Genomic DNA, 11682 nt, shown 5'->3' with positions numbered 1-11682 from the left:
CGCGATCAGGAAGTGGGCCTTGAGCAGGTACGGGTTGGCGTAGAGGGCGAGGGCGAGCAGGGCGGTGGCGAGGGCGGCGGTCTGGACGGCGGAGTCGAAGTCGTGGAGGCGGATGAAGGCGTACCAGTAGCCGTCGCGTACGGCACGCCAGACGCCGAGGAACATCACCCAGCCCTCCACGCCGTAGACCAGCAGGGCCGGCGGCAGCAGCGCGGTGACGAAGCCGGCGACGGCGTCGACGAGCAGCCACAGCACATCGCGCCAGGTGGCGGCCGAGCCCAGCATCAGCAGACAGCGGCGTACCTGGCCGCCGGGGCCGCGCAGGTCCTCGGGCAGCGGCGGGTAGGGGGCGACGATGTCGGTGCCGGTCCATTCGCGGGCGAGCAGACGGCGCTGGTTGGCGTGTGCGCGCACCCGCTCCAGCAGCGGCGGCGTGGTGAACAGGCCGATACCGGCCGCGACGAGGACGAGCGAGACCACCGTCGCGAGGAAGAGGGCCAGCGAGCCGCCGAGCGACAGGAACGACAGACCGAGGCCGCGTGCGCCGGCCAGCAGTGCGGCGCGCGGCCTGCCGGTCCGCCCGCCCGTCGCCGGCCATGTGCCGCTTCGTCCGGTCTCGCTCACTCTTCGGCTCCTCACGTCCCGCGCGCCCGGGGGCCGGGCACGTCTCCAGTCTGCTGATGGCCGGTGGTGCGGTCACTGGCTCCGGCCCCCTGTGCGGGGTGTACCTGGTGCCACCCCCGGCGGAGTGCCCTGGGCCGTTGTCCGCCCGGCTTTCTAGGCTGCCGTCATGACATCCACGACTGCGACACCCCTGCGCTGCGGACTGCTCGGCACCGGCCCCTGGGCCCGGCGCACCCACGGACCCGCGCTGGCGGAGCACGCCGGGACGGAATTGGTCGGTGTGTGGGGCCGACGGCCGGAGGCCGCCGCGGAGTTGGCCGGGGAGCTGGGGACCCGGGCGTACGAGGATCCGGCCGCGCTGTTCGCCGACGTCGACGCGGTGGCGCTGGCCCTGCCGCCGGACGTCCAGGCGCCCCTGGCCGTGCGGGCGGCCGAGGCCGGCTGCCATCTGCTGCTGGACAAGCCGGTGGCGACGGCGCCCGCGGCGGCCCGGGAGGTGGCCGAGGCCGTCGAGCGGGCCGGGGTCGCCGCCGTCGTCTTCTTCACGCTGCACTTCGGTGCGGGCACCGCGCAGTGGCTGCGGGACCGGGCGGCGGAGGACGGCTGGCAGGTGGGCCGGGCAGACTGGCTCTCGCCCGTGTTCGGCGGCGGGCACTCGCCGTACGCGGCCTCGCCCTGGCGCCGGGAGAAGGGCGCGCTGTGGGACATCGGGCCGCACGCCCTGTCCGTGCTGCTGCCCCTGCTCGGCGAGGTGGCCGAGGTGACGGCGGCGCGCGGCGGGGCCGGGGACACGGTGCATCTGGTGCTCCGGCACGTCTCCGGGGCGTCCAGTACGTCCACGCTCAGCCACTCCGTCGATCCGGCGGCGGCCGGGGTCACGGCCGAGGTGCGCGGTGCGTCGGGGGTGGCACAGCTGCCGGAGCGTCAGGAGGAGCCGGCGGTGGCCTTCGGCCGGGCGGTCGACGCGCTGCTGGAGGCGGTGCGGACCGGCCGGGCGCATCCGTGCGATGCGCGGTTCGCGCAGACGGTCACCGAGCTGCTGCACCGGGCCGACGCGCAGTTGCCGCCGCTGCGTTGACCCGGTGCCGGGCGGTCAGGTCGCCCGCTCGGCCAGCAGGACGGTGGCGTCCAGCGGGGCGTGGCGGGCGATCCGGGCGGTGAGCCCGGCGTCGGTGAGGAGGGTGCGGGCGGCCTCGGCCTGGGCCTCGCTGGTCTCCGTGAGGAGGCAGCCGCCGGGCGCGAGCCAGCGGGGGGCGTGTGCGGCGACCCGGCGGAGCAGGGCCAGCCCGTCGGGGCCGCCGTCCAGTGCGGTGCGCGGCTCGTGGTCGCGGGCCTCGGGCGGCAGCAGCGGCAGGTCGGCGCTGGGGACGTAGGGGACGTTGGCGGTGAGGACGTCGACGTGTCCGCGCAGCGCGGTGGGCAGCGCGGCGAACAGGTCGCCCCGGTGCACCCGGGCCTGTGCGAGGCCGGCGAGGTTGCGCCGGGCGCAGCGTACGGCGGCGGGGTCGACGTCGGCCGCGTGCAGCCGCGCCCGGCCGTGCAGCGCGGTGGCCACCGCGAGGCCGACGGCGCCGTTGCCGCAGCACAGGTCGACGAGCAGCGGCGACGGTCGCGGCCCGGCGCCGCGGGCGGCCGTGGCCCGCGCGACGGCCTGTTCGACGAGGAACTCGGTACGGCGGCGCGGCACGAAGACGCCGGGTCCGACGACGGTCCGCAGGCCCGCGAACCGGGCCCAGCCGACGACGTGTTCGAGCGGCAGCCCCGCCGCGCGGCGGTCGGTCATGGCGTCCAGTTCGGCGGGGGTGCGGGCCGCCTCGGTCAGCAGCAGGGCCTCGTCCTCGGCGAAGACGCAGCCGGCGGTGCGCAGCCGCGCCACCAGGTCGGGCCGGGCGGACGGTGCGGGCGAGGGGGTGGTGTCGGGGTGGTGCGTCATGGTGCGGAGTGCCTTTCGGTCGTCAGGGCACTCCGTGTTCCGTTCCGGCGGACGCGCCGGGCCCGCGCGGGCCCGGGTGCTACGCGGTGCGACGGCGCGTACGGCTGCGGGGCGGGAGTGCCCGGCCTGCTGCGGCGGTGATCTCTCCCACCTCCCTCGGTCGTACGGCGGATCGGGCGCCGAACACTACACGGACCGCCCGTGGTCCGCACCGGCGGGGCGGCGGCCGTTCGGCGGTGCGGTCCGGCCCGCGGCGGGCGGTGCGGACAGTGCCCCCCTGCCCGCACCGCCCGTTGCGGGGCCCGGCTCAGTAGGCGCGGACGGTGAAGTCGTCCACGACCTCGTAGAAGGTCCGGCCGTCCGGCCCGGGGGCGTCGTCGTACCAGTCGCCCTCGCTGGACACGCCCTGGTCCGGCGGGCCCTGGGCGATGTGCCGTTCGGCGAGCGCCTGGTTGGCGGTGACCCAGGGGCGCAGTTCGCGCTCGTAGGCGGCGAACGCGGCACGGTGGTCACCGCCTGCGGCCTTGAGCTGCCCGGCCAGCACATGGGCGCCGACCATCGCCATGCTGGTGCCCTGGCCGGAGGCGGGCGAGCCGCAGTACCCGGCGTCGCCGAGCAGCACGACCCGGCCGCGCGACCAGCTGTCCAGATGGACCTGGAGGCCGACGTCGCAGTGGAAGTCCGGGGCGTCCCACATGTAGTTCAGGAGCCGCGGCATCTCCCAGCCGACGTCCGCGTAGCGTGCGGCGATCATCCGCTTCTGCGCCTCCGGGTCCCGGAGCGCCGGGTCGAACGGGTCCTCGCCGTCCACCCCGACGTAGACCCGCATCTCGGCGTTCTTCCGCACGCTCATCACCAGGCCGCCCCACGCGGGTCCGTGCTGGAGGCGGTAGAGGATCTGCCAGCGGTCCAGGTCGAGGACGTTCGGGGCCGTCCACACCCCGAGGTGCCCGGTCATCGGCCGCAGCCGGCCGCTGTCCGGGCCGAACGCGAGGCGGCGGGTGTGCGAGTGGACGCCGTCGGCGCCGACGACGAGGTCGAAGGCGCGCTCGCGGCCACTGGCGAAGCGGACGCGTATCTCGTCGGGGCCGTCGTCGAGCGCGGCGATCGAGTCGTCGAAGAGGTACTCGATGCCGGGGCCGCCGGCGCGCACCAGGATCTGGGAGAGGTCGTCGCGGAGGATCTCCACGTCGCCGCGGTCCAGCCGGCCGCCGCTCGCGGTGACCTCGGTGCTGCGGAACACCTCGGTGCCGCTCTCGTCGAGTACGGACATGCCGCGCAGGTCGGTCGCGTGGTCCCGTATCTCGTCCAGGACGCCCATGCGGGCGGCGACGTCGAGCGCCGGTCCGCGCACATCGATCGCCTGCCCGCCAGGTCGCAGCGCGGGGGCGCGTTCGACGACGGTGACGTGGAAGCCGTACCGGTGCAGCCAGTACGCCAGCGCGGGGCCCGCCACGCTGGCGCCGGAGATCAGCACACGTGCCGGGCGGGTGCCGCCGTGGCCGGTGCCGGTGTTCTCGGATGCCATGGTGTTTCTCCTTCCGTGCCGGGCGCGGGGCGTGTGCTCCCGCGCTCCGGGGCAGCACCGAGCCTCCGGCCGGACGCCGACAGCGCACCTACACGGCGCCTACACCGCACACAGCCGGCGTACAGGCCGGCTACCCGGGCGCCGGCCCGGGGTACGGGGGCAGCGGGAGCGGCAGGCCGGGCAGGCCGTCGATGCTGGTGGCGATGTGCTCCTTCTTCTCGAAGTACGCGCTCAGGGACGCGTCGTCCTCCCGCTCGAAGCGCTGTCCGTGCAGTGTGCGGTCCCCCTCGTAGGCCAGGTACGGCACGGCGAAACCGCAGGTGTCCCGGATGAGTTCGGCGGTGACGAGGACGACGGCGCGCAGCCCGTGCGCGCCGGGCTCGAAGTCGGGGAAGTGGGCGAGGAGTTCGGGGAAGCGGGGGTCGTCGCGGAAGACGGGCTCGCCGCGGCCGTGCACCCGCACGATGTTGGGCGGCCCCTGGAAGGCGCACCACATGAGGGTGATGCGGCCGTTCTCGCGCAGGTGGGCGACGGTCTCCGCGTTGCTTCCGGCGAAGTCGAGGTAGGCCAGGGTCTTCGGGTCGAGCACGGCGAGCGAGCCGGTGACGCCTTTCGGGGAGAGATTGACCGTGCCGTCGCCGGACAGGGGTGCCGTCGCGGTGAAGAAGAGCGGCTGTGACTCGATGAACTCGCGCAGCCTGCCCTCCACTCCGGGGTGTGTTTTTCCCATGGAGCCGATTCTGACCGGCTGTGCCCCTCCTCGGGCAGGGGGCGTCCCGGGTGGCGGTCCCGCCGCGCGGACGGGCCCGCACCACATCCGCCCGGCGATCTTCGCGAACCTCGCACATTTTTTTCAAAAACCCATGGACACAAGGGCGTTGGGGCTTTGAGATGTACGGCGGCCGTGCGCGGCACGGCCGAACGGGGGCGGATGTGTGTGACGAGGGTGTCCTCGACCGGTACTCCGGCGGAGCCACGCCGCCCAGTGGAACGAACGGAACGGCAACAAGCACGAACGAAGGGATCGGACCCATCTCGTACGCACAGCACACACAGCACAGCACGCGGGCCCGTGCGACGGCCGGGGCCCGCGGCGCCCGGCGCCGCGCCGGGCGTGGCGCGTGGACGGCCCTCGTCGCGACCGGCCTGGCCGCCGGTATCACGCTGGCCGCTGCGCCCGCGCAGGCCGCGACGCAGGGCCCGGGGCAGGACGGCCCGGGCTACAGCACCCGCATCATCGGCGGCTCGGACTCCACCGAGGCGTACCCCTTCGTCGTCTCCCTCCAGAAGGAGCGCGACGGCGATCCGAACTCGCACGCCTGCGGCGGCACGCTGATAGCCCCGGACTGGGTGCTGACGGCGGCCCACTGCCTGTCCACGGAGAAGCTCAACGACCCGGCGCAGTACCACGTCCGCGTCGGCTCGCTGGACCGCACCGAGGGCGGCACCGTGGCCCAGGTCGAGAAGTTCGTGGTGCATCCCGAGTGGAAGTACTACGAGGACCACGAGGACGGCCAGGACGTCGGGCTGATCAAGCTGGCCGAGAAGGTGGAGAAGACCCCGGCGCCGCTGGCCACCACGAAGCCGCAGCCGGGCGACACGGTCAAGGCCACCGGCTGGGGCTACACGAGCGCCGCCGACGACGACCCGAAGCAACTGCCCGTCAAGCACCAGGAGGTGGACCTCCCGGTGCTCGACCCGAGCACGCCCCGGTGCAACTCCACGCCGGAGGACGGTGACGCCTGGGGCATCGCGGAGGGCGACTTCTGCGTCGACAACACCGACGGCAAGGTCGGCACCTGCGGCGGGGACTCGGGCGCCCCGGGGCTGATCAAGGTGGCGGGCCGCTGGGAGGTGGCCGGCCTCAACAGCCGCGGCGTGGGCGAGTGCGCGACGGCCGCTGACATCTTCACCAGCGTCGCCGACCACCACGACTGGATCACCAGCGTCATCGGCTGATCCCGGCGGCACCCGCCATCGGCCGCCCCGCCCTCCGTCCCGTCTCCCGGGGCGGAGGGCGGGGTCCGTTAGCGTCGGGCGGATGGTGGACGAGGACACGACGGCGCCCGGTGTCGTTGACGGCACGCCCCCGGGACGGCTGCTGGTCGTCGGCGGCGGGCCGGCCGGGACGGCGGCGGCGCTGATGGCGGCGAGCGTGGGCGTGCCGGTGACGCTGGTGGAGGCCGAGGAGCGGACGGGCGGCACGCTGTGGCACATCACCGCGCTGGAGAACGTGCCCGGCGGCTGGACGTCCGGGCCGCAGCTCGCCCGGGCCACGCAGGCCGACCTGGACCGGCTGGAGGGCGAGGGCCGCTGCGTCCGTGTCCGGGACCGGGCCGTGGGCGTCGTCGCACACCCCGGGCACGCCGAAGTGGCCCTGGCCACCGGCCCGGTGCTCACCGGCGGGGCCGTCGTCGTGGCCACGGGGGTGCGCCCGGTGCCCGTGCCCGGCCCGGACGAGCCCACCCAGGGCGAGGGCCCCGGGTGGCTCACCGTCGAGCAGCCGGAGGCGCCCCTTCCGGCGGGGCCCGTTCCGGCGGCGCCCGTTCCTGCGCTGCGGGACACGGGGCCGCTGCCGGACGGTGCGCACGCCCTGGTGCTGGGGGCCGACCGTCCGCTGGGCACCTGGCTGCGGGCGCACCCCGGCGCCGCCGTGACGCTGGACGTGCTGCACCCGGCGTCCGAGACGTACAAGACGGCCGAGGTGGCCGGCGATCCGAGGGTGCGGCTGCACGAGGTCGCCGCGGCAACGCTGACGCACACGGCGGACGGGGCGCGGGCCGCGGCGCGCCGCCCGGACGGTACGGCGCTCACCCTCGCCGCACCCCGCGTGCTGGCGAACCTCGGTGCCCGCCCCGCTCCCCCGGCGGGTTCGCTGCGCCCCGGCCCGGACGGCCACTGCCCGCCGGCGTCCCAGCCGCGGCGGCTGTTCACCGCGGGTGATCTGCGCGCGGCCGGGCACCAGCGCGTGGTCACGGCCCAGGGTTCGGGCGCGGAGGCCGCGTTGAGCGCCTACTACACGTACTGGGCGGGCCGGGGCCGGCGGGCCTGCGGGTAGATTCGACGCGTCCCGCCCCGGACGGTCACGCCCGGGGCACCGCCGCCGCCAAGTGTGGAGTTTTCCGTGCGTGTCGTCATCGCCGAGGACCTGTTCCTGCTCCGGGACGGACTGGTGCGGATGCTGGAGGCATTCGACTTCGAGATCGCGGCCGCCGTCGACAACGGCCCCGAGCTGAGCCGTGCGCTGGCCGAACTGGAGCCGGACGTGGCCGTGGTGGACGTACGCCTGCCGCCGTCGTTCAGCGACGAGGGCCTCCAGTGCGCGCTCCAGGCGCGGCGCGACCGTCCCGGGCTGCCGGTGCTCGTCCTCTCGCAGCACGTCGAGCAGCTGTACGCGCGGGAGCTGCTGGCCGACGGCAACGGCGGGGTGGGCTATCTGCTCAAGGACCGGGTGTTCGACGCCGACCAGTTCATCGACGCGGTGCGCCGGGTCTCCCAGGGCGGCACGGCGATGGACCCGCAGGTGATCCAGCAGCTGCTGACCCGGCGTTCGCAGGACGAGCCGATGGGCGATCTGACGGCGCGGGAGAAGGAGGTGATGGAGCTGATGGCACAGGGCCGGTCGAACGCGGCCATCGCCGCGCAGCTCTTCGTCACCGAACGCGCCGTCGCCAAGCACACCTCGAACATTTTCGGAAAGCTCGGTCTGCCGCCCTCGGACGACGACAACCGCCGCGTACTCGCCGTCCTCGCCTACCTCGACCGGGGCTGACCGCTTCGTTAGCGTGCGTGCCCGTACGTGTCTTCGGTCACATCCGGAACCATCCGGCGAAGGGGCACTTCATGCACCAGAACGGCAGACTCCCCCAGGAGGCCCGGCACTCCGCCGCCCGCGCCGCCGGCGCGGAACGCGCAGCGGCGGACGACGGAGGCGAAGCGGGCGGCAGACGCACCCCCGTGGGCAGACGCACCGTCCTGGGTTCGGCGGGGGCGCTCGGCGCCGGACTCGCACTGGCAGGGGGGTACACACCGGCGATGGCACGCGGCGCGGCGGACGGCACGGCAGACACGGAGAGCACGGCGGGCGCGGGCGGCTCAGCGGGCGCGGAGGGCGTGCGGGCCGCCGAGGCAGCTCTGCGGCGGCTGCTTCCCCGGCACGCGGACCAGATCACGCTCCGGACGGTCGGCGGCCCGGAACGCTTCGCCGTGCACGGGCGGGCCGGGCGGATCACGGTGCAGGGCACGGGCCCCGTCGCGCTGCTGACCGGCGTGCACTGGTACCTCAAGTACAGCTGCGACGCGCACATTTCCTGGTCGGGCACCCAGCTGGAGCTGCCCGCCACCTTGCCGGCGCCCCGCGCCCAGCACCGGCAGCGCGCCACCGTCGGGCACCGCTTCGCGCTCAACGACACCCACGACGGCTACACCGCCCCGTACGCCGGCTGGGAGCACTGGGAGCGCTTCTTGGACGTGCTCGCCGCGCACGGCGTCAACGAGGTGCTGGTGACCGCCGGGCAGGAGGCCGTCTACCACCGGCTGCTGACGGAGTTCGGCTACAGCGACGCCGAGGCCCGCGCCTGGACCCCGGCGCCGTCCCACCAGCCGTGGTGGCTCCTCCAGAACCTCTCCCGGTACGGCGGCCCGGTCAGCCGGGAGCTGCTGCGGCGGCGGGCGCGGCTCGCCCGGCGGATCGTCGGGCGGATGCGGGAGCTGGGGATGCGGCCGGTGTTCCCCGGCTGGTTCGGCACCGTCCCGGCGGACTTCGCCCGGCGCAACCCCGGCGGCCGCACCGTCCCGCAGGGCACCTGGAACGGGCTGGAGCGACCGGCCTGGCTCGACCCGCGGACGGCCGTGTTCCGGAAGGTGGCGGCGGCGTTCTACCGGCACCAGCGGGAACTGTTCGGCCCCGCCGAGCACTTCAAGATGGATCTGCTGCACGAGGGCGGCGACCCGGGGGACGTGCCCGTCCCCGAGGCGGCGCGCGCCGTCGAAAAGGCGCTCCAGCAGGCGCACCCCGGCGCCACCTGGGTGATCCTCGGCTGGCAGGAGAACCCTCGTAGGGAACTGCTGGACGGGCTGGCGCACAAGGACCGGATGCTGATCGTCGACGGGCTCTCCGACCTGGAGCGGGTCACCGACCGGGAGCGGGACTGGGGCGGGGTGCCCTACGCGTTCGGCACCATCCCCAACTTCGGCGGACGCACCACGCTCGGCGCCAAGACCCACATGTGGACGGAACGCTTCACCAGCTGGCGGGACAAGGCCGGCAGCAAGCTCGCCGGCACCTGCTACATGCCGGAGGCCACCCACCGCGACCCGGCCGCCGCCGAACTCTTCACCGAACTGGCCTGGCGCGAGGAGGCCGTTGACCGCACCCGCTGGTTCGAGGACTACGCACGGCTGCGCTACGGCGGCACCGACGCCTCGGCACGCAGCGCGACGGCGGCCCTGCGCGAGACCGCCTACCGGATCACCAGCGCGGACGGCCGCCCGCACGACAGCGTGTTCGCGTCCCGGCCGAGCCTGACCGCCCGCTCGGGCACCTACTTTGCCACCCACACCCCGGCGTACGACCTGCCGGGCTTCGACGCCGCGCTCGCCGGGCTGCTCGGCGTCTCCGCACGGCTGCGCGACAGCGACGCCTACCGCTACGACCTGACGGACACCGCACGGCAGGTGCTGGCCAACCGCTCCTGGGTGCTCATCCCGCAGCTGGAGGAGGCGTACCGGCAGCGCGACGCGGCCACGTTCAAGCGGCTGGCCGCGCTGTGGCTCAAACTCCTCGGGCTGGCCGACGAGGTGGCCGGCGGCCACCGGGCCTTCCTGCTCGGCCCGTGGCTGCACGACGCACGCGCCTCGGCCGCCTCCGCCGCCGAACGCGCCCAACTGGAACACACCGCGCGGGCGCTGGTGACGACCTGGGCGGACCGGGCCACCGCCGACGGCGGCCATCTGGCCAACTACGCCAACCGGGACTGGCACGGCCTGCTGCGCGATGTGCACCTGCCGCAGTGGCGGGCCTACCTCGACGAACTCCAGGACGCGCTCGAACAGGACCGGGAGCCCGAGACGTTCGACTGGTACGCGCGCGAGGAGCCGTGGACGCGGAAGACCGAGCCGTACGCGCGGCGTCCGGTGACCGACCCGTACCGCACCGCCCGACGGGTGCACGACGTGCTGGCCACGGCGCCGTTCCAGGGTTCGCTGACCGTCACGGCGGCCCCGGCCGCCGTACCGCCCGGCGAGTCCGCGACGGTCACCGCCGTCTTCCGCAACGAGAACGGGCTGCGCGCGACCGGCACCGTCGGACTCCGCCTCACCGGGGCCGACGGCGCGCGCCCGCAGGACCCCACCTCCACGCCCTCGGTCGAGCCCGGCGGCACCGCCCGGGTGCGCTGGCGCATTCCGGCCGGCTCCGGCGCCCTCACCGACCCGCTGGAGCCGGTGCCGTTCACGGTGCGGGCCACGTACGGGCCGCGGGGCGGGCAGCGGGTGACCACGACCCGCACCGGCCGCTTCCACCGGGCCGGGCCGCTGCCGGGCGGGGTGCGCACCGTGACGACGAACGACGCCGTCTTCGGCCAGCTGGACGGGCGTTGGGCGATCGACGGGGCCGGCGCCGATCTGTGGAAGTCACGCGCCGAGTTCGGCGCCGTCCACCGGCCGGGTGCGCTGGCGGCGGGCGGCTCCGTCACGGTGCGGGTCGTCTCGCAGGACGACAGCGGCCCCTGGGCACGGGCCGGCATCATCGCCCGCAACGATCTGTCCGACGCCCGGGCGCCCGGCTTCCTCAACCTCGCCGTGACGCCCGGTAACGGGGTCGTGCTGTCCTACGACACGAACGGGGACGGCACACTGGACACCTACCAGCGCCTCACCGGCGTCCGGGCGCCCGTGCTGCTGCGGCTCTCCCGGGACGCCGACGGCGCCTTCACCGGGGCCCTGTCCACGGACGAGGGGAAGACCTGGCGCACGGTGGCAACCGTCCGGGTCCCCGGCGCGTCAGCCAAGCTGGACGCCGGTCTGTTCATGACCGCCGCCGACAGCAGCGGCCGGCGGGCCACGGTGGAGTTCGACCGCTGGGCGACGCAGTAGACCGAGGAACCCCAGGATCGAGGGCCCGGGGGGCACGCCCCCGGGCCCGGGCAGGAACACGAGGACCGTGAGCGACGAGGAACCGGGCACCGCCACCGAGCAGACCCGCGCACTGATGCTCGCCATGGTGCGCGGCCCCGTCCTGGCCGTGGTCACGCTTCCCCTCTCCCTCACGCTGTTCGTCCTGACCGTGGTGTCGATGGCGCTCATGGTCATCGGCGTCGGCGTCGTCACCACCCCCGCGATGACCAGCAGCGTCCGCGCCTACGCGAACCACCGCCGCCGGCTCGTGGCCCGGTGGAGCGGGACGGAGGTGCCCCCGCCCTACCGGCCCTGGCCGCGCGATCTGCGCCGCGGACTCGTCGGCCAGGTCGAGCGCTGCCAGCTCATGCTGAAGGACCCGGCCACCTGGCGTGACCTGGCCTGGCTGCCCACCGACGCGACGGCCGGCTTCGTCACCGCCCTGCTGCCTCCCCTGCTCCCCGTCAACCTGCGGACCTCA

Annotated in this window: 10 protein-coding genes; 6 read left to right on the top strand and 4 right to left on the bottom strand. The window is 74.9% G+C overall.

The window, feature by feature from the left end; all coding sequences use genetic code 11:
- The coding region (locus SCA03_RS33745; RefSeq protein ID WP_174864523.1) for a sensor domain-containing protein at nt 1–624 on the bottom strand (624 nt) is incomplete at its 3' end.
- Nucleotides 625–814: 190 nt separating this feature from the next.
- Here SCA03_RS33745 and SCA03_RS33740 point away from each other — a divergent pair.
- Nucleotides 815–1702: a Gfo/Idh/MocA family protein gene (locus tag SCA03_RS33740; protein ID WP_086814734.1), complete on the top strand. Its 888-nt coding sequence runs from the start codon at nt 815–817 to the stop codon at nt 1700–1702.
- Nucleotides 1703–1717: 15 nt separating this feature from the next.
- Here the strand turns inward: SCA03_RS33740 and SCA03_RS33735 are convergent, their stop codons facing one another.
- From SCA03_RS33735 to SCA03_RS33725, 3 genes are all read right to left on the bottom strand, one after another.
- Complete coding sequence (locus tag SCA03_RS33735; protein WP_030892177.1) at nt 1718–2557, bottom strand: putative protein N(5)-glutamine methyltransferase; 840 nt, start codon at nt 2555–2557, stop codon at nt 1718–1720.
- 307 nt (nt 2558–2864) lie between these two features.
- On the bottom strand, nt 2865–4085 hold the full coding sequence (locus SCA03_RS33730) for an FAD-dependent monooxygenase (protein ID WP_051857208.1): 1221 nt from the start codon (nt 4083–4085) through the stop codon (nt 2865–2867).
- A gap of 130 nt (nt 4086–4215) precedes the next feature.
- A complete protein-coding gene (locus SCA03_RS33725; RefSeq protein WP_030892173.1) occupies nt 4216–4815 on the bottom strand; it encodes a pyridoxamine 5'-phosphate oxidase family protein in 600 nt (199 codons plus the stop codon).
- A 203-nt stretch (nt 4816–5018) separates the two neighbouring features.
- Here SCA03_RS33725 and SCA03_RS33720 point away from each other — a divergent pair, with 203 nt between their 5' ends.
- The 5 genes from SCA03_RS33720 to SCA03_RS33700 all read left to right on the top strand — a co-directional run.
- The gene (locus SCA03_RS33720; RefSeq protein ID WP_230989092.1) at nt 5019–6044 is read left to right on the top strand and encodes a S1 family peptidase; all 1026 of its coding nucleotides are present in this window, start codon (nt 5019–5021) and stop codon (nt 6042–6044) included.
- An 82-nt stretch (nt 6045–6126) separates the two neighbouring features.
- On the top strand, nt 6127–7143 hold the full coding sequence (locus SCA03_RS33715) for an FAD-dependent oxidoreductase (protein ID WP_086814732.1): 1017 nt from the start codon (nt 6127–6129) through the stop codon (nt 7141–7143).
- A gap of 66 nt (nt 7144–7209) precedes the next feature.
- On the top strand, nt 7210–7857 hold the full coding sequence (locus SCA03_RS33710; RefSeq protein ID WP_030892164.1) for a LuxR C-terminal-related transcriptional regulator: 648 nt from the start codon (nt 7210–7212) through the stop codon (nt 7855–7857).
- A 263-nt stretch (nt 7858–8120) separates the two neighbouring features.
- The gene (locus SCA03_RS33705; protein ID WP_230989093.1) at nt 8121–11180 is read left to right on the top strand and encodes an alpha-N-acetylglucosaminidase; all 3060 of its coding nucleotides are present in this window, start codon (nt 8121–8123) and stop codon (nt 11178–11180) included.
- Nucleotides 11181–11247: 67 nt separating this feature from the next.
- The coding region (locus SCA03_RS33700; RefSeq protein ID WP_174864522.1) for a sensor domain-containing protein at nt 11248–11682 on the top strand (435 nt) is incomplete at its 3' end.

The sequence above is a fragment of the Streptomyces cacaoi genome, from assembly GCF_006539165.1.
GTDB lineage: Bacteria > Actinomycetota > Actinomycetes > Streptomycetales > Streptomycetaceae > Streptomyces > Streptomyces cacaoi.
The sequence above is the reverse complement of the archived record's forward strand: the minus strand, read 5'-3'. Positions and strand labels throughout refer to the sequence as shown.